This is a genomic window from Wolbachia endosymbiont (group A) of Icerya purchasi, assembly GCF_947251635.1.
GTDB classification, from domain to species: Bacteria; Pseudomonadota; Alphaproteobacteria; order Rickettsiales; family Anaplasmataceae; genus Wolbachia; species Wolbachia pipientis.
Genome location: NZ_OX366357.1, coordinates 574,414 through 591,930, shown reverse-complemented (window position 1 = coordinate 591,930; position 17,517 = coordinate 574,414). Strand labels below are relative to the sequence as shown.

Below are 17,517 nucleotides of genomic sequence, written 5' to 3'. Positions count from 1 at the left end.
CCAGATTTTTTCAGTTGCTATGCAACAAAGCCATCCCAGTGTCAAGCACTGGGATGACAGGAAAAGAGGCTATTTGGATGACATCTTTCTTCTTGGTATAAATTACTTTTATATCTCAATGTTCATAGAGCTATGCACGTTGCTGCATAGTGGATGAGGTGTACTACCTCTAAGAATATACATTATCTCACATAATAATATAATATTTCGTTCATAAATCAACGTTTTTAACATGCAGCAAGAACATTTCCGTTGTAATTAAGGTTCTTAAGATGTATATTAATGAATCTTGTTTTCAATAAATAATGAAAGTAATAATTGTCATGATAATGTTATTGTGTAGCAGTTACACAATGGCAAGCGAGCGAATAAGTCTAGTGGATAAAAAACTATCTCAAGGATATGTAGCTCCAGTGCTTACAGAAAATAGCATTATTTTACCAGACAAGCACGGCGCTTTATATTCCTTTGATATTGATAACTCAAAGGCTATGAATTGGAAATTACACCTCTCACACAGAAAAAAAATTAGTAACATGAGCCTATTGCGTCAAAGAGGAAACGTTTTCTTTATAGTGGATAACGTTCTACACACAATAGATGCAAAAACCGGCGAGATTCAGTGGGAAAAAGAATTGAGAGCTCCAGTAAGAGGGAAAGCAGCAGTAATAAACAATAAATTGGTAGTATTGACTATTGATAATTATCTGTACGTGTTTGATATAAAAGATGGCAGCTTCGTTTGGACTTATCAAAACGGCATCAATGAGGTTCGAGGTTTGTATTCCATATCGCCAGCAATTTCTAATGATAAAATAATAGCACCATTTTCAAATGGTGAGTTAATAGCTTTTAATGAAGACGGTAAAAAATTGTGGAGCCAAAAATTGGCTACAAACCTTTTGGATACACAGCTCACAGATGTAACTACTACACCGAGAGTGCTTGGCGATACTTTAATAGCTACAAATAATTCTTATATTTATAGCATTGACGTGAAATCAGGAAATATTTTATGGTCAAAGTCACTGCAAGTAAAAAGTGTATCAGACATTGAGTCATATTATAGTCCTCTTATTCCTCCAAAGGAGCAAAAAGAAGGCGGAAGAATTTTTATAGTTACTAAAGATGATAAAATAATTGGCCTGGATATAAAAAATGGAGAAATAGTCTGGGCATCTGATTTAATAGAAAATACGCAACTATTTGCTCCAATTATGCATGCCCATACACTGTGGGTGACAAGCAATAAAGGTTCAATGTTTGCTTTTCCGGGATCTGAAAGTGCAGGAAAGGTAGTCAAAGTACCCGGTAATGTGTTTCACACTCCAGTGTTTACTCGCAATAAGATATATGTAACAACTGAGAAGAATGGTGTTTATTCTTTAGAAAATAGGTTTGTTCTTTATGATTGATTATGACCTGATTGTTATAGGTGGTGGTCCAGGTGGTTATAAGTGTGCTATCGCTGCTGCAAAACTTGGATTGAAAGTTGCTTGTATAGATAAAAATAGCATTTTTGGTGGTACATGCTTGCGAGTTGGGTGCATACCCTCCAAAGCATTGCTCCACTCTTCCTATCAGTATGCTCACACGAAAAATGATCTGTCGAAGCTTGGCATAAAAATTAAGGACGCAAGTTTCGACTTAAAAGACATGCTAGGCTATAAGGACGCCAGAGTTCAGGAACTTGGAAAAGGTATAGAATATCTGTTTAACCTTCACAAAATCACTAAAATCAATGGGCTTGCTTCTTTTGACCAAGGTAATCTTGAAGTTTCAGTTGAAGAAAAGACGTTAAAGGCAAAAAATATAGTAATTGCAACCGGTTCTGACGTTATTTCTTTGCCAAGAATTAATATCGATGAGAAAAGTATTATTTCATCAACAGGTGCATTATCTTTAACTGAAGTACCAAAAAAACTTGTCGTAATCGGAGCTGGGGCAATAGGGCTTGAAATGTCTTCTGTATGGAGCAGGCTAGGGTCTGAAGTCACTGTAGTAGAATTTTTTGATAGAATCGCTGCAGCAATGGATGGAGAATTAAGTAAGTCTCTACTTTCTAGTCTACAAAAACAAGGAATAAAATTTTTACTTAGCACTAAAGTTGAGGAGATAAAACAAAGTAGTAACTCTTTGAGTGTGAAAGTTTGCTCTGCTCAAGATAACCAAACAAATACTATAGAAGCAGATAAGGTGCTGGTTGCAGTAGGTCGCAAACCATGCACTGAGGGTCTTGAAAAAATAGAGAAAGACAGTCGTGGTTTCGTTCAAGTTAACAACAGATATGAAACTAATGTGAAAGGAATATTTGCTATTGGTGATGTGATCGGTGGAGCAATGCTTGCTCATAAAGCAGAGGAAGAAGGGGTAGCAGTTGCAGAGATAATCGCTGGGCAAGTACCTCACGTTGATTATGGAATCATACCATCTGTCATTTACACTCACCCTGCGGTTTCTTCGATTGGTAAAACCGAAGAGGAACTCAAAAATGCTGGCCGTGAATACAAAGTGGGTAAGTGTCAATTTGCTGCAAATGGCAGAGCAAAAATCACTGATGATGCTGAAGGATTCGTGAAAGTGCTGACTTGTAGCAGAGCAGATACAATACTAGGTGTGCATATCATAGGAGCATACGCTGATACGCTAATCAACGAAGCAGCGGTTGCAATGGCATATGGCGCAGCAGCAGAGGATATATATAGAATTTGTCACTCTCATCCTGATATAAATGAAGCCTTTCGAGATGCGTGCATCGATGCTTTCTTTAAAAAATAACCGTGGACCTCGGTTCAATCATTGAAAAATGGTATGAGTGGCTGAGGTGCAACAGATCTTATTCACCAAACACTTTAGAGTCATACATGAGGGACTTGAAGGATCTTCTAAGTTTCCTAAATACTCACATTGGTGGAGAAGTAGATGTTGGTACTCTGAAAAATTTAAGCATACCTGAGTTAAGAAGTTGGCTTACCTCTCGTTACGCAAGAGGTGTAAACGCAAGATCCAACACTCGAGCACTCTCAGTAATCAGAAATTTCTTCAAGTACATAAAAAACAACCACAATATAGACAATGAAGCTGTATTTTCCTTATCAAGGCCAATTCAGAGAAGAACTTTGCCCAAAGCACTTTCAATATCTAATATAAAAACTTTATTGAAAGAAATGAAACTATCCGACCTGGGCGAATCTTGGGTGGTAAAAAGAGAAATTGCGATTATCGTCCTGCTATATGGTACAGGCTTAAGAATCAGTGAAGCGTTGAACCTTAGGGTTAGTGATATTAACAATGAAAGTTTAATAGTAACAGGTAAGGGAGATAAACAAAGGCAGGTATTCATTCTTCCGGTAGTAAAAAAATGTATACAGGAATATGTAAAAACCTGTCCTTATCTTGGCATTAATGATGAAGCACAATATCTTTTTTTAGGAGTAAGAGGAAAAAAATTGGGAAGAACTTATGTGGCTAATCGTTTGCAGAAAATAAGGAGAATATTAAATCTGCCAGAAATCTTATCTCCACATGCATTTCGTCATAGTTTTGCTACTCATTTGCTTCAGGAAGATATTGACATAAGATCAATACAACAACTGCTTGGTCATTCGAGTCTTGAGACCACTCAAGTTTACACTCACCTCAATTATCAAGATGTTTTTAATATGTATAAGAATTTCCAACAAAGTTTGGAGAAGAAGCCAAAACCCTTGTAACTCGAGGATTATCTGTGGCACTACCAGGTCCTATGTCTTTTTCATCTCCTTTGTATAAAAAATATCCTACTAAAAGAAGAACTAGTGCAACTGCTGTAAGACAAGCACCTATTACTGGATAATCGTATAAAACTGCTAAACATGCACCAACAGCAAACGCTCCAGATAATACAAAAGCAGCAGAAGCGTAGTTGCTTTGTTTTTTACCAGGAGAAATTGCTTGCGAGGGTTTTTCGTTTTTATTACTCAGACTTTCAGTACAGAGCCGTCTATTTTCTGATGAAAGCCTATCTTTTTCTTCAGTCAGTCGAGCTACTTGATTAGTAAGAGGGCTAATCCTTGCTTGCTGACTTAATTTCTCTTGCTTTGCACTATCCAGCTCTTGCTCTGTTTCTGCAAGTTGAGCTTTTATTTTTTCAAGCTCAATTACAACTTCTTGAGAAGCTCGCTCAAAACCTGCTGGTATATTATTCGTATTTGCCACAGGTTGTTCCACACTTGCAGGAAATTTTTCATTTAGATAATTTTTAATGGACTCAGTTGGCTCACTAGCATTTCTCAATGCAGCAGTAACAATTGCACGATTTATGAAGCAATTATCCTTTACCAATTCTTTTACATCATCTAGATCTTTTCTATTAATAGTACCGGTTAATCGCTCTTTAATGGCTTGTTCAATTATTTGCTTCACCCATGGATTTTTCTCTATATCTTGTATTGGCTTTATTTGACTAAAATCTAGGTCTTTATGTTTTAAAAGTTTAGTCAATACTTCTTCGTTATCTTGTGTTATTCCTCGTAAACACGATTCGATAATTAAGCTAAGCGGTGTTTCTATTTCTTTATTGTAGGTTCTTTTCCAGCAATTAGGGTTAAGCTCTTGATTTAATAGTCTTTTCGCTTGGTAAATATTTCCGCTAGAAAGAGCATCTAATAATTCTTTTCCTTCCTGTGCTTTTTAAAACTCCAATTTTATTACATCTCCGGAACCTCTTTCAATACAATTTTCAGGGCTTTCATATTTATAATTTCTGACATTAGTGCTTGCATTTGGGTGCGTGAGCAATATTTTTACCATATCTCTAGCTCCAACTTGGCAAGCAATATGTAGGGCTGTATTTTTTTGTATTAAGGGTGTCCTTACCTCCTCCTTTACACCGTCATAGCTTTCTGTCAAAACCTTGAAACCAATATTTTCTTCATGATATCCTACAAAATGATCAGTAGTAAACCATATAGGTTCATTATCATCTTTCGTTACTATTTCATTACTATCAATGTACTTGAATTTACTAGCGTTTATTGATCCCCGTCCATTTCTTAGTGTAAAGCGCTTGGAACCCGAAAAACCATCACGTACTATTTCTTTTCCAAGGTATTGAAAAACTACATGACCTTGGCTGTCTTTCTTTTGCCTTTCCTCATAAACATATTCCCTACTTCGAGCGTTAATATCGATACTGCTATTTTGTATAAGCAATTTAGCCATTTTTTCTAACATGGGTTGTCTACCATAAGTGACATCACAAGCTCTAGCAATAGACATCAAAGGTGTCATGCCTTCTTCATCAAACGCATTAACATCCGCATCTCCTTCCAAAGCTTGTTTAAAAGCTTCTAGGTTTTCATCATCAATAGCTTTAAATAACTTTTGTGTCGGTGCATCTAACGCGAATTCTGGATTAAGGAAGGAAGTATAGGAAATAGAAGGCTTTTTGGATTTGATGGAATAGGAGATGAGAGTAGAAAAGATATGAACCAAGAAATCAACAGGGGATCTATGGCGAGTGTGTTCAATTTCTAGTCTATTTTTTAGGTAACATAGACCTTTTTCTCAGTAAAATCTTCTCATTTAGCGAAATTAATGTATTTTTCATACCTTTTTTCACCTTGGTAACAAGTTTCAAACCTCGGTCAAACAGCTTCTGAAAAAGCTCTTTTGCAATATAACCTTTGTCACCAAACAAAAGGCCGGTTAATTTTTCCGTCAAATTTGGCACAGGTATCCTATCATCAACATTGCCTTTTGTTAGCGTAAGTGCATGAATTTCACCATTTTCATTGATTACCATATGTAATTTGAAACCAAAAAACCAGCCGTAAGTACTCTTGCTTAATTTTGCAATTCCAGCAAAAACTTTGTTTTTGGATATTCTTTTTGCATGACAAACTGCAATGGGAGTTGTGTCTATATATGAAATTCCAGTGTTTTCTGACTGTCCACAAAGCCAATGCAACAACATTGCTAAATGCCACAAAACCCTAGGCTTTAGAGCAACAAACCTGGTATATGAAGGCAACTTTGGAAACTCTGATTTGTAGAGCAACGTTAGGTAGTGTAGATAGAAAGTTTTGAAATTTTTACACGGAGATTGTTGATATAGCAGGATTATTGTCATGATTTCAGAGTGCTCAATTTCCGTTGTTCTTGTGGGTTTTTTACCATTTGGCAGTAGTTTGCCTGCAAAATTTTTCTCTATATCTCTGCAAAAATCATCGACCAAACAAAACAGTTTTGTTATGTCTTCCATGGGTAACCTCATCTATTTTTTTATAACTGCTGAGTTTACCCTGTTTTCTGCCTTTTCTATTCTCCTTTAATCCAGAATTCGCGTTAATAGTAAAATAGTACCCTTTATACACAAATTACTGAATAAAAACTTTTATTTTGATAGCTTGAGCAATTATTCAAGTAATTGATGTGGAAGTAGGAGTACTAAGCGCTCCTACCCCAATAAGCCCACAATTTCTGCTTACACTTTTTTGACGCTAATTACGTTGAACTCTTTTGAATGGCTTCCTTCAGTGGAATGATATAACTAATATTCCTGTATAAGTTAAATAAGTTAATACTTAAGCTGCTCCTGCAGCTAGGGAGTGGTCATCAGTAGGTTTTTCTGCCTGTGGTTCGCTAATCACAGTTCGAACGATATTAGCTGCCATAAAGGCACAGCCTAGAATAAAAAAGGTAGTAGAAACAAAAGGAATGATAGGAGATTCGAGAGGCAATATAGATGCAATTCCTCCTATTAAAAACGAAACGTTAGATGTAAGATCAAGACAGATCTTTGTTAGTTTTTTTTGTCCTGCTACACCAAGTTGCTTCTGTAGGAAATGATCATTTAGTGACCATATATTTAAAGCAAACGAAAGTGCGCTGAATATAGTGCCAGCAATACTAGAATACAGACTTAAGACAGGAATACTCAAGACCAATGCCGCTATGTATCCAATGAAAGAGATAGTAGATAGTGTAGTAACTAAGCGTTTCGAGTAAGTTCGTACCTTCTTTCTGTAGGCTAACTTATCTTTTTCACCATACATAGCATAAATATTACCTAATACGTTATATTATAGCATTAATTAATTCAACAAGCAATATGGAAGCTAAGAGTGCCCGAGAGAAGACTTGAACTTCCACAACTTAAAAAGTTACTAGCACCTGAAGCTAGCGCGTCTACCAATTCCGCCACCCGGGCTTTTTATAGTTTACTATGTTAAAGTTAAATAATATACTTAAACAATTTTTAGTTCAAAGGTAATGCCAAATCTAGATCAAATATTTTTTGCTCAAAACAATGTTAATATTAATAACGTATATAAAATAGTCAATAACGCTTTGAGCAATAGCGATGGTGGTGAGCTGTTTCTAGAATTTTGCCAGTCGGAGTCCCTGGTTTTTGAGGATAACATATTAAAACACATGGACTTGAATACTAGAAGGGGATTTGGTTTAAGGTCTTTTTGTGAAGATAGTACATCTTTCGTTTGTTCTTCTGAGATCAGCGAAAAAGAAATTAGTAATGCTGCTTCTATGGTAAAAAGCTCAGTGTCTTTAAACGAGACAAATTCAATAAATTTAAACGAAGAGACAAAAAGCCTATATTCGAGGATTAACCCTATAAATGAAATGGATCTGAATTCAAAGATTAAGCTACTCAATGAGGTTAATGAGTATGTAAGGTCCAAAAATAACTGCGTGAAGCAAGTAAAAATAACTCTAAGTGGAGAATGGCAAGTTGTGCAAATAATAAAGGGTGATCACAGATTAAGCGATATCAGGCCTCTGGTACGTTTTAATGTGCTAGTCATTGTAGAAAAAGATGGCCGTACCGAAAGAGGTTCTGCAGGGCATGGTGGAAGGGACTCTTATAGTAAGTTTATTTCTGAGAAAAAGTGGAAAGAAGTTGCAAACCAAGCGTTAGAACAAGCACTGGTAAATCTTGAAGCAATTCCAACTCCAGCCGGAGAAATGACAGTCGTTTTAGGTCCAGGCTGGCCAGGAATATTGTTACACGAAGCCGTGGGTCATGGACTTGAGGGCGACTTCAATCGCAAAAAAGTCTCAGCATTTTCAAATTCTGTGGGTAAACAAGTAGCAGCTAGTGACATCACAGTAGTTGATGACGGAACTCTGCCCAATTTGCGCGGCTCTATCAGCGTAGACGATGAAGGCACTCCACCCAGTTATAATATATTGATAGAGGATGGGATCCTAAAAGGATACATGCAGGATCATATGAACGCTAAACTCATAGGTGTAAGCCCAACTGGTAATGGTAGAAGAGAAAGTTATAAAGAAGTTATTATGCCGCGCATGACAAACACCTATATGTTACCCGGAAAGTATACACCGAAGGAAATAATATCTAGCGTAAAGAAAGGTCTATATGCAGTAAATTTCGGTGGTGGGCAGGTTGATATAACGTCAGGAAAATTTGTTTTTTCATCTTCGGAAGCTTACCTAATAGAAAATGGCAAAATTACACAGCCAGTAAAAGGAGCAACACTAATTGGTGACGGTCCAACAGTGTTGAAAAAAGTATCTATGGTTGGTAATGACTTAAAGTTAGATCCTGGTGTTGGTACATGCTCGAAAGATGGACAAAATGTGCCCGTTGGAGTTGGTCAGCCGACACTCAAAGTCGACGCAATAACTGTTGGTGGAACTGAGATATAGATAAGGGCTAAAACGGATTCCAGCGCACGGCGCACAGCTGTACAAACATTGTGATTTGGAAGCAATTGCCACCAATAGGGTGTCATCCCAGTGTCTGGGCACTGCCTTTGTGTTTGAGGCAAAACTGGCTATAACATTTAACACACTGCTTTCGCAAATAAATGTTCGTACAGTTATGTGTCAGCTACTTGGATGACACTTTTGTACTTGATGCAAGATTATATCTTGAAAAAATTAAGTTTTAATGCTATAAAATAATTGTAAATTTTGTCTCCGTGGTAGCTTTATGAATGTTGAAAGTAAAAAAATACACGATGCTAAAATAAAATTACCAATATTTCTTGATTATCAATCTACTACTAAAGTAGATCCCCGTGTTTTAGAGGTGATGATACCTTACTTTGGTGAGTTCAGTAATGCACACTCTCGCAGCCATTCATTTGGTTGGACTGCTGAAGAAGCAGTGGAAAAAGCAAGGAAACACATCGCTGATCTGGTGAACGCAGATAGCAAAGAAATTATCTTTACCTCAGGTGCAACTGAGTCAAATAATACGGCAATCAAGGGCGTTGCTCACTTTTATAAAAATAAAGGAAATCATATAATAACTGTCTGCACGGAGCATAAGTGTGTTCTGGATTCTTGTCGGCATCTGGAAAATGAAGGCTTCAAAGTTACATATTTGCCTGTTAAGCAAAACGGAATTATAGATTTATCAAAGCTTGAGGAAGCAATTACTGATAAAACAATCCTGGTTTCAGTGATGATGGTAAATAATGAAATCGGAGTAATTCAGCCTGTCAAAGAAATTGGTGTAATATGTAGAAAGCATAATATATTTTTCCACACAGATGCAGCTCAAAGCTTTGGAAAAGTTCCAATTGATGTTAATGAGATGTGCATTGATCTCATGAGTCTCTCTAGCCACAAAATTTATGGACCTATGGGAATAGGCGCATTATATGTACGTAGAAAGAATCCTCGTGTTAGGCTGATACCACTAATTAGTGGTGGTGGACAGGAAAGAGGCATGCGTTCTGGAACAGTTCCAACACCTCTTGCAGTTAGTTTTGGTGAAGCGGCACGTATTGCTAGAGAAGAAATGAAAAAAGAAACAACTAGAGTGGAAGAATTAAGGGATATTTTGTATAACAAGATAAAAGAAGCGTTTCCTGATATCGTTTTAAATGGTGATTATGAAAATAGAATTCCTGGCAACCTAAACTTGAGCTTTCCCTATGTTGAGGGTGAGTCTCTCATCATGGCAATCAAGGATTTAGCAGTAAGTTCTGGTTCTGCGTGCACGTCTGCGTCTCTTGAGCCTTCCTATGTAGTACGGTCGCTAAATAATGACCATGACCTTGAGCATTCATCAATTAGATTTGGCCTAGGCCGATTTACAACTAGAGAAGAAGTTTTGTATGCAGCAGATCTTGTTGCTAAAAATGTTGGCCGACTGAGAGAAATGAGCCCACTTTGGGAGATGGTACAAGAAGGAGTAGATTTGAACACCGTGAAATGGGACTCTCATTAAATGTATCCGTTCCAACTGCAAATGCACTTTGAAATTACTCTGTACCGTTCACACTTAATTCTTCAATCTCACTAATAGAAAGGCCAGTAAACTTGACAATAGTGTTGACATCAACATTATTAGCCAGCATTGCTTTTGCAACTTCAATTTTCCCTTCCTCTTTACCGATTTGGATGCCTCTTTCTTCGCCAATTTGGATGCCTTTTTCAGTAGCAAGATCAAGTCTGTATTCAAGAATGGCTTCTTCTTTGCGTAGATCCATTATTCTTTCCTCGTAAGCTACTAAATCTTTTTCATTCCAGCTAAACCTGTCTAATTCATCGTAGGCTAACTTTATTATCGGTGCTTTTTCTGCTATTTTCCTTAAGTCTTCTTCCGTAGTTTCATCTGCATATTTGAAGAAAAATAACCAACGATCCACTATGCTTTCTAGCTGTTCTTCCTTATTCTTAGGAAATTTAGGTAGTTCAATAAATACAAATTGAAAATCTTTTAAGTCATGCTCATTGGTTTTCTCATCTCTTATAGTGTGGCTGGATATATAATCAACTTCTTCAGGAAGTAAGTTACAATTTGATATAGCAATAAAGAAGATTTTCTTTAAATCAATGTAGTTGCCAGATTTATCTAATTGTCTTGAGTAAGCCTTAGCAGCATACAGTTGAGCTCGTTTTTCGAAGCCTTTATCGCGAGTAAGCTGCATTTCAATCACATACCTGGCCCCACTAGAATCCCTGCAAAGAACATCAACTATACTTTGCTTATCAGATGCAATTTCAGGATCCATTATAGTACTGAGGAGTTCCACTTCTTGTATAGTATTTATCTCGGTAAATCCTAAAATATCATTCAAAAAATGTATGAGAATATTCTTATTTTTTCAGTGCCAAATATTTTTTTGAAGGTCAAGTCCAGCTTAGGGTCGAGAAACTTAGATAAAGCCATAGCCAAAGTGCTTAAAAATATTAATAATTATACACACAATTATTCAACCATATTTTTGAAGATAGCTATAGCTATGCCGCCGCGAACCGTCATACCGCGATTCATTCGCGGTATCTCGGCATAGATTCCGCTAACTAGTAGCGGAATGACGATTGTGCATCGTGCTTTGCTAAAAAAAATCACAGAATACAGTCTGGTTACATTACTCTAGCTATACGCAACAACTTTACTTTCAACAACTTTATTAGCAATAATACGACTTTCATAATCAATATTTATTATATCAGATAGTGAATTAATATCAGTATAACTACCAAAACTTTCCATTGTTGATTCCACTACCTCTACTATTTTTAAAAAGCCGATTCGTGACTTCAAAAATTCATTAACAGCTATTTCATTTGCAGCATTGAGCACAATACTGTTTGTTTGTGGAGCAGAAGAGTTTAACACTGCCATGCTAAGCTTTAGCGCAGGAAAACGCTTATGGTCTGGTTCTTGAAAGGTCAATTTTCCTTGCTTTGTTAAATCTAATTTACGATTTAAAGCTGATCTTTCCGGCCAAGACAAAGCATATAAAATGGGAATTGCCATGTCAGTCTCTGCAAGCACAGCAAAGTTGAACCCATCCTTATAAGTTACAATTCCATGTACTATTGACTCAGGATGCACTATTGCTTCAATTTTATCCGGGCTGATGTTAAACAAGTTATGTGCTTCTATTATCTCTAGTGCCTTATTCATCATTGTTGCGCTATCAATCGAGATTTTCTTTCCCATATTCCAAGTGGGGTGACTAAGCGCCTGATCTACTATGACATTTCTTAATTGCTCAGAACTATAATTTAAGAATGGTCCACCAGAAGCAGTAAGTATGATCTTTTCTATGCATTTGTCGTCATTTTGCAAAATTTGAAAAATTGCGTTGTGCTCAGAGTCAATAGAGATTATTTGTACGTTTTTTTCTTTAGCTTTTTTAAGTAATAACTTTCCACCGCAAACAATGCTTTCTTTATTTGCTAATGCAATGACTTTGGTACCGCTTTCTATAACCTCCATAACTGGCTCAAGGCCTGCAATGCCAACTATTGCAACAACTGAGAGATCAACAGGTATGGTAGCAATATTTGTAGCACCAATTGCTATTTTTATATCTGTACCAAGTAGATTTTCTTTTAAATCTTTGTAAAACCTTTCATCGGAGATAGCAACGTATTTTGCATTCAGCAGTTTTGCTTGGTGTGCCAGTAGAGCAAAGTTCGAATGGGCACTTAGTGCTTCCACTTGGTATTCTTCTCTTCTCTTTGAGAGCAAATCTACAGTCTTTTTTCCAACACTTCCTGTTGATCCTAAAACTGAAACCTTTTTCACTAAGACAAACTCATAACAACAGCAACTTTTCTTATTAGGCCTTCTTCCAACTATTCAATAGTTTTTAAGCGTTTAACCAAGTTCATGCCCGTGGTCATCGCCAACAGATGGTGAAGGACCAGGTGAAAAAGATTGACCATGGTGATCACCTGCATCATGCATGTCTTGCAAACCATCAGCATTATGAGCTATTTCGTTATTGGCATGAGGGTAATCATCTGAGTGATGTCCATCATCACCATGAGCCATATCCATTCCTTCTGATGGCATATCTTCCCCACCTCCACCTGAAAAATGTTCTGCAATGCTTTCAAGAAATTTTATGCCAAACATATTACCTGACTTTCCAAACAGTGTTACTAAACTACTGCCACTCACCAAACTTTCAAACACATTATTATAAGCAGCAATCGCCCCTTCATGAAAGTTGAACAACCATTTCATTCCATCCACGACTGTTGAAAAAGAGTCACTATGACCAAGACCAAAACCACTTTTCTCACCAGCGGCTTCTTGGTGTTGCTGCTGCGCTTGCCATTCTGCAATGTTTGGACCTTGAGCTTCACTCATAAATTTTTACTCTCAACCTTAAGCTATTATTTTATCACAAATATTGCAAAATATCAATAGAGCTTTTGAATATAGCTAATACAAACAATTTTTGTTATCTTATATAGGACCCAGTTTGAAAAAAATCTGAATTCCAATGTCCACTACCTTTTACAAAGTTAAAACTTAAAAATATGACTGTTAGCAATAGTGTATATATCTTTAGCTATATATAATGAATGAATTTTTTTATATATTCGTTATTAGTATTTTGTATTTCCTGAACAGTTCCATGGGAAATGATCTCCCCTTCATATAATACTGCTATTTTATCAGCTATTTTAAATGCGCTATGAATATCATGTGTAATCGTGATAATTGTAGGGTTAAGATCTCTAGATAATTTTATTATTATCTCGTTTACTATATCTGACATAATTGGGTCCAATCCTGAAGTTGGTTCATCCAATATGATGATTTCTGGGTTGTGTGCAATTGCCCTTGCAAGTGCTACTCTTTTTTTCATTCCACCTGACAATTCTATTGGAAACATATCTGCTATATTTTCTTCCAATCCAACATCATTTAACTTCTCGATTGCTAGCTGTTTTGCCTCCTTTTTGCTGATATTAAAGCGCTTTTTATAATTAAAAGATATATTTTCCCACACTGTAACGTAGTCAAATAAAGCGGAATTTTGAAATAAAACCCCAAATTTATTTTTGCTTTTACTATTTATTTTAACAGACCCTGAGTCTGGAGCAAGCAAGCCGATAATTGTTTTTGTTAGTACAGATTTGCCGCTTCCTGAGCCACCAAGTATGACTAATGATTCCCCTTTTGATATATCAAGATTTAGATCTTTTAGTACTGTCCTGTCATCAAAAGATAAGCTTAAGTTCGATATTGATATTATGGGGTTACGCATGTATCAAAGTAATCATGTAGTTTGCTAAAATGATCAGTATGGACGATAAAACAACAGTTGATGTTGTAGCAACACCTACTCCTCGTGCACCTTCTTTGCAATGGTAACCGTAATAGCAACTTGAGACAGAAATTATGGCGCCAAAAGCAGTTGCTTTAGCTAGCCCAGTTACAAAATCGTACGTATTAAAGAACTGAGCTGTGTATTTAATGTATATATTTAGATTATGGTTAAATTCGAAGACTGCAGTGACATATCCTCCAAATATTCCTATTAGATCTGCACATACTGTAAGTATGGGAAATACTATGATTGACGCTAAAATCCTTGGTACAATTAAATATTTGAAAGGGTTGATGTTCAAAGTTGTAAGAGCATCTATTTGTTCGGTGATGCGCATCGTACCAATTTCTGCTGCAACTGATGATCCAACCTTTCCTACCATTATTAAGCTGATCAAAACTGGTCCTAACTCTTTAATGATAGTGATCGTGACAAGTTTGGGTATTATCTGTTCTTGGTTAATTAATGGGTCACTCAAGCTACTTTGTAAAACTATCGCCGCTCCTATAAAAACTCCAGTGAGCCCAACAATTGGCAGAGAGAAAAAGCCTATCTCTATAATTTGTCTTGCTACGTTGCTAAAATAATATGGCGGCACAAGGCAGTGGTATAGAGATTGAATAAAAAATATGAATGCACTACCAAGCCTTAACAAAAAATTGATAAAGCACCTACCAATTATTCTAACACTATTTATATCAAAAAAGCTCACTTTGTATTCATTTTAGCTAGAGGTTAGTCTTACTGATTTTATTAAAATTTTTATTAACTTTATCGCAAAGTATAGCTGAGATATGTTTTAAGTTCAATATACTTGATGTTTTAATTTAAAGCTTAACCCAAGAAAGGTTTCCCTACGTCATACCGCAATTCATTCGCGGTATAGATTACGCTAACTAGTAGCGGAATGACGGTTTTTCAAATTGTAGGTAAACCTAAGCCACTTTAGCTATAGAACTCAATTACGTAAGCAAACCTTACTTATTTTACTATCCCTGTTTACTTCCTGTAAAAAACATGTTACTAATGAATTGAATTTTGTAGTAGAATGGAGGAAGTTTTGGCAGTTCCAAAAAGAAAAAAGTCAAAGTCAAGGCGTAATATGCATCGTTCTCATCATGCTATTGAGCCTAAGAATGTTGTGGTATGTTCAACAACTGGGGAATTCATGTTGCCTCACAATGTAGCAGTCGATGGCAGTTACAAGGGAAAACGAGTTTTCATTAAGCAACAGGCAGAATGACTATTATGATATGTTATCTACGGTCAATAATAATATAGTTATTGCACTTGACGCTATGGGGGGCGATTTTGCGCCTCTTTCCGTAATTCAGGGTGCTGGTTTTTTTTTAGACAACCTTGTTGACTCAGGCATTAAAGTTTTTTTTCATATTTATGGAGATAAGGAAGAAGTATCTCCTTTGCTTTTGAAATATAAAAAAGTAAGTAACAATTCTGAGTTTACTCATTGTTCTGACAATGTCCTTGCAAATGATAAGCCATCTTTTGCACTGAGACATCGTAAAGACTCAAGTATGAAAGCTGCAATTGTTGCAGTGAAAGAAGGTAAAGCTTTCGGAGTGGTATCTTCAGGTAACACCGGAGCGTTGATGGCAATTTCCAGATTTGTTTTAGGAACATTACCAAATATTTATCGTCCTGCTATTGCCTCTATCTGTCCAACTAAGACAAAAAGCTTCGCTTTGCTTGACCTTGGTGCAAATGTTGATTGTAATGCTGACTCATTATTTCAATTTGCGTTAATGGGTAGTATATTTGCAAAAATAGCATTAAAAATTGACAATCCTGAAGTTGCTTTGCTAAATATCGGTACAGAAGAAGTTAAAGGTAATGACTCAGTGCGCGGCGCTTTTGAGTTGCTTAAAAACGCTCCAGGCATTAATTTCAAAGGGTATATAGAGGCAAGTGAATTTTTAGAGGGTAATATAGATGTGATTGTTGCTGATGGTTTTGTTGGCAATGTAATGCTCAAAACGGCTGAGGCAACCGCTAGTACCTTTATCAATCTAATAAAGCAGGAAGTATTCAACTCGTGGATAGCGAAAATGCTTGTTGGTATATTGTTAAAATCCAAACTAAATAAAGCATTAACGCGTTTTAATCCCAAAATTAGAAGTGGAGCTATGTTTTTAGGGCTGAATGGTATCATCATTAAAAGTCATGGAAATTCTGATGCTATTTCTTTTGCCCATGCCATAAAATTTGCAGTAAATGCAATTAGTGAAAATTTAAATCAAAAGATAATTAACGGGGTAAGTCATATTGAATAAGAGTTTCATATTAAGCACTGGATCTTACCTACCAAAAAAAATGTTGAGTAACAACGAAATTGCATCAATAGTTGAGACAAGCGATGAATGGATAAGGCAGAGAACAGGAATAGTTCAAAGGCATATAGCAGATGAAGGGGAATTAACGTCAGATCTAGCTGTAAATGCAGCAAAAAGTGCTATAGAAAAAGCGAGGATCTCAGTAGATGAAATTAATTTAATTGTAGTTGCAACAACAACACCTGATAAAACTTTGCCTAGCTGTGCAACGATTGTACAAAGTAAGTTAAAATGTAAAAATGCATTTTCTTTTGATGTACAAGCAGCATGCTCTGGTTTTATATATGCAGTTACAGTTGCTGATTCGCTCATAAAATCTAACAATAGAATAAAATATGCGCTCGTTATTGGTGCTGAAATAATGTCTAGGATTGTTGACTGGGAAGATAGGTCAACTTGTGTACTCTTTGGTGATGGTGCTGGTGCAGTGATAATAAAATCAGAAATGGGTAGCAGCGGCATCATATCAACAAACTTACACTCTGATGGCAATGTGGACATACTATGTACGAACGGAGGGATATCCTCAACTGGTGATTCTGGAAAAATATGCATGAATGGAAGAGAAGTGTTTAAACATGCAGTGGATAAGTTAACAGCTTCAGTAGAGGAAACACTAAGATGCAGCAATTTAAAAATTACTGATATTGACTGGTTAATTCCCCATCAAGCAAACATTCGTATTATTGAAGCAGTAGTAAAGAAATTAGATTTTCCTATAGAGAAAGTGATTAACACCGTTGATAAGCATGCAAACACCTCAGCGGCATCAATTCCACTGTCCTTAGACGATGCAATACAAAAATCAAAAATAAAATCAGGAAATCTGGTACTGCTGATTTCAATAGGTGCAGGCCTGACCTGGGGTTCCGTGTTGCTGCACTATTAGACTTCCTGCATTACCTCCTGTCACCCAAGTACCCTCTCTTGTCATTCCAGTACCTCTTTCTCCTGTCATCCCAGTGCCCCCTTTTGTCATCCCAGTAGCCCCTTCGGTGTCATTCCAGTCTGGAATCCAGTTCTTATTGTACATTCACCTGGTGTAAAGTTAAGTTTCCTGGATCCCAGTGTCAGCTACTCGGATGACAAAAAAAGGAGCACTG

17 protein-coding genes, 1 tRNA gene and 2 pseudogenes are annotated in these 17,517 nt (G+C 36.5%); 8 read left to right on the top strand and 12 right to left on the bottom strand.

The window, feature by feature from the left end; all coding sequences use genetic code 11:
- Window positions 1-305: 305 nt before the first annotated feature.
- Genes OPR17_RS03180 through OPR17_RS03170 form a run of 3 tightly spaced genes read left to right on the top strand, consistent with a single transcriptional unit; the run spans window position 306 to window position 3,713 of the window.
- The gene (locus OPR17_RS03180) at window positions 306-1,415 is read left to right on the top strand and encodes an outer membrane protein assembly factor BamB family protein (protein ID WP_265022057.1); all 1,110 of its coding nucleotides are present in this window, start codon (window positions 306-308) and stop codon (window positions 1,413-1,415) included.
- Complete coding sequence (gene lpdA / locus OPR17_RS03175; RefSeq protein ID WP_265022056.1) at window positions 1,408-2,778, top strand: dihydrolipoyl dehydrogenase; 1,371 nt, start codon at window positions 1,408-1,410, stop codon at window positions 2,776-2,778. The genes OPR17_RS03180 and lpdA overlap by 8 nt, the downstream gene beginning before the upstream one ends.
- Before the next feature lie 2 nt (window positions 2,779-2,780).
- Window positions 2,781-3,713 carry a tyrosine recombinase XerC gene (locus tag OPR17_RS03170; RefSeq protein WP_265022055.1) on the top strand — a complete coding sequence of 311 codons (933 nt, stop codon included), beginning with the start codon at window positions 2,781-2,783 and terminating at the stop codon, window positions 3,711-3,713.
- Here the strand turns inward: OPR17_RS03170 and OPR17_RS03165 are convergent.
- The 6 genes and pseudogenes from OPR17_RS03165 to OPR17_RS03140 form a co-directional block, all read right to left on the bottom strand.
- Window positions 3,658-4,482, bottom strand: coding sequence for a TomO hydrophobic C-terminal domain-containing protein (locus OPR17_RS03165; protein ID WP_265022054.1), 825 nt, complete (start codon window positions 4,480-4,482; stop codon window positions 3,658-3,660). The genes OPR17_RS03170 and OPR17_RS03165 overlap by 56 nt on opposite strands.
- A gap of 189 nt (window positions 4,483-4,671) precedes the next feature.
- Window positions 4,672-5,202 (bottom strand): hypothetical protein, encoded by a 531-nt coding sequence (locus tag OPR17_RS03160; protein ID WP_406828675.1) that lies wholly within the window; start codon window positions 5,200-5,202, stop codon window positions 4,672-4,674.
- A gap of 195 nt (window positions 5,203-5,397) precedes the next feature.
- Window positions 5,398-6,244, bottom strand: a pseudogene (locus OPR17_RS03155) (IS982 family transposase); the annotation flags it as partial.
- Window positions 6,207-6,356, bottom strand: coding sequence for a hypothetical protein (locus tag OPR17_RS03150; protein ID WP_265022053.1), 150 nt, complete (start codon window positions 6,354-6,356; stop codon window positions 6,207-6,209). The gene OPR17_RS03150 and the pseudogene OPR17_RS03155, both read right to left, overlap by 38 nt.
- A gap of 210 nt (window positions 6,357-6,566) precedes the next feature.
- Window positions 6,567-7,037: a hypothetical protein gene (locus OPR17_RS03145; RefSeq protein ID WP_265022052.1), complete on the bottom strand. Its 471-nt coding sequence runs from the start codon at window positions 7,035-7,037 to the stop codon at window positions 6,567-6,569.
- A gap of 70 nt (window positions 7,038-7,107) precedes the next feature.
- Window positions 7,108-7,192: transfer RNA gene (locus OPR17_RS03140), tRNA-Leu, on the bottom strand.
- 62 nt (window positions 7,193-7,254) lie between these two features.
- Between OPR17_RS03140 and tldD the strand changes: the two genes are divergently transcribed.
- Both tldD and OPR17_RS03130 read left to right on the top strand, forming a co-directional pair.
- Complete coding sequence (gene tldD, locus OPR17_RS03135) at window positions 7,255-8,673, top strand: metalloprotease TldD (RefSeq protein ID WP_265022051.1); 1,419 nt, start codon at window positions 7,255-7,257, stop codon at window positions 8,671-8,673.
- 286 nt (window positions 8,674-8,959) lie between these two features.
- Window positions 8,960-10,207 carry an IscS subfamily cysteine desulfurase gene (locus OPR17_RS03130; RefSeq protein WP_265022050.1) on the top strand — a complete coding sequence of 416 codons (1,248 nt, stop codon included), beginning with the start codon at window positions 8,960-8,962 and terminating at the stop codon, window positions 10,205-10,207.
- A gap of 34 nt (window positions 10,208-10,241) precedes the next feature.
- Here the strand turns inward: OPR17_RS03130 and OPR17_RS03125 are convergent.
- The 5 genes and pseudogenes from OPR17_RS03125 to OPR17_RS03105 form a co-directional block, all read right to left on the bottom strand.
- Window positions 10,242-11,152, bottom strand: a pseudogene (locus OPR17_RS03125) (Rpn family recombination-promoting nuclease/putative transposase).
- Window positions 11,153-11,359: 207 nt separating this feature from the next.
- Window positions 11,360-12,523, bottom strand: a complete 1,164-nt coding sequence (gene dxr / locus OPR17_RS03120) for a 1-deoxy-D-xylulose-5-phosphate reductoisomerase (protein ID WP_265022049.1) — start codon at window positions 12,521-12,523, stop codon at window positions 11,360-11,362.
- Window positions 12,524-12,595: 72 nt separating this feature from the next.
- Window positions 12,596-13,093 carry a hypothetical protein gene (locus OPR17_RS03115; protein ID WP_265022048.1) on the bottom strand — a complete coding sequence of 166 codons (498 nt, stop codon included), beginning with the start codon at window positions 13,091-13,093 and terminating at the stop codon, window positions 12,596-12,598.
- A gap of 205 nt (window positions 13,094-13,298) precedes the next feature.
- Window positions 13,299-14,000 (bottom strand): ABC transporter ATP-binding protein, encoded by a 702-nt coding sequence (locus tag OPR17_RS03110; RefSeq protein WP_265022047.1) that lies wholly within the window; start codon window positions 13,998-14,000, stop codon window positions 13,299-13,301.
- On the bottom strand, window positions 13,993-14,775 hold the full coding sequence (locus OPR17_RS03105; protein WP_265022046.1) for an MlaE family ABC transporter permease: 783 nt from the start codon (window positions 14,773-14,775) through the stop codon (window positions 13,993-13,995). The genes OPR17_RS03110 and OPR17_RS03105 overlap by 8 nt, the downstream gene beginning before the upstream one ends.
- A gap of 348 nt (window positions 14,776-15,123) precedes the next feature.
- Here OPR17_RS03105 and rpmF point away from each other — a divergent pair, with 348 nt between their 5' ends.
- Genes rpmF through OPR17_RS03090 form a run of 3 tightly spaced genes read left to right on the top strand, consistent with a single transcriptional unit; the run spans window position 15,124 to window position 17,303 of the window.
- Complete coding sequence (rpmF, locus tag OPR17_RS03100) at window positions 15,124-15,306, top strand: 50S ribosomal protein L32 (protein ID WP_010962967.1); 183 nt, start codon at window positions 15,124-15,126, stop codon at window positions 15,304-15,306.
- 10 nt (window positions 15,307-15,316) lie between these two features.
- On the top strand, window positions 15,317-16,354 hold the full coding sequence (gene plsX, locus OPR17_RS03095; RefSeq protein ID WP_265022154.1) for a phosphate acyltransferase PlsX: 1,038 nt from the start codon (window positions 15,317-15,319) through the stop codon (window positions 16,352-16,354).
- Window positions 16,347-17,303: a beta-ketoacyl-ACP synthase III gene (locus tag OPR17_RS03090; RefSeq protein ID WP_265022045.1), complete on the top strand. Its 957-nt coding sequence runs from the start codon at window positions 16,347-16,349 to the stop codon at window positions 17,301-17,303. Before plsX ends, OPR17_RS03090 begins: the two co-directional genes overlap by 8 nt.
- Here the strand turns inward: OPR17_RS03090 and OPR17_RS03085 are convergent.
- Window positions 17,256-17,447, bottom strand: coding sequence for a hypothetical protein (locus OPR17_RS03085; protein WP_265022044.1), 192 nt, complete (start codon window positions 17,445-17,447; stop codon window positions 17,256-17,258). The genes OPR17_RS03090 and OPR17_RS03085 overlap by 48 nt on opposite strands.
- Window positions 17,448-17,517: the final 70 nt, after the last annotated feature.

What these genes read in the sequence shown, in the direction of transcription:
- OPR17_RS03180 (WP_265022057.1), top strand. Translation starts at nt 306, where the DNA reads ATGAAAGTAATAATTGTCATGATAATGTTATTGTGTAGCAGTTACACA.
- lpdA (WP_265022056.1), top strand. Translation starts at nt 1,408, where the DNA reads ATGATTGATTATGACCTGATTGTTATAGGTGGTGGTCCAGGTGGTTAT.
- OPR17_RS03160 (WP_406828675.1), bottom strand. Translation starts at nt 5,202, where the DNA reads ATGGCTAAATTGCTTATACAAAATAGCAGTATCGATATTAACGCTCGA.
- OPR17_RS03145 (WP_265022052.1), bottom strand. Translation starts at nt 7,037, where the DNA reads ATGTATGGTGAAAAAGATAAGTTAGCCTACAGAAAGAAGGTACGAACT.
- tldD (WP_265022051.1), top strand. Translation starts at nt 7,255, where the DNA reads ATGCCAAATCTAGATCAAATATTTTTTGCTCAAAACAATGTTAATATT.
- OPR17_RS03130 (WP_265022050.1), top strand. Translation starts at nt 8,960, where the DNA reads ATGAATGTTGAAAGTAAAAAAATACACGATGCTAAAATAAAATTACCA.
- OPR17_RS03115 (WP_265022048.1), bottom strand. Translation starts at nt 13,093, where the DNA reads ATGAGTGAAGCTCAAGGTCCAAACATTGCAGAATGGCAAGCGCAGCAG.
- OPR17_RS03110 (WP_265022047.1), bottom strand. Translation starts at nt 14,000, where the DNA reads ATGCGTAACCCCATAATATCAATATCGAACTTAAGCTTATCTTTTGAT.
- plsX (WP_265022154.1), top strand. Translation starts at nt 15,317, where the DNA reads ATGTTATCTACGGTCAATAATAATATAGTTATTGCACTTGACGCTATG.
- OPR17_RS03085 (WP_265022044.1), bottom strand. Translation starts at nt 17,447, where the DNA reads ATGTACAATAAGAACTGGATTCCAGACTGGAATGACACCGAAGGGGCT.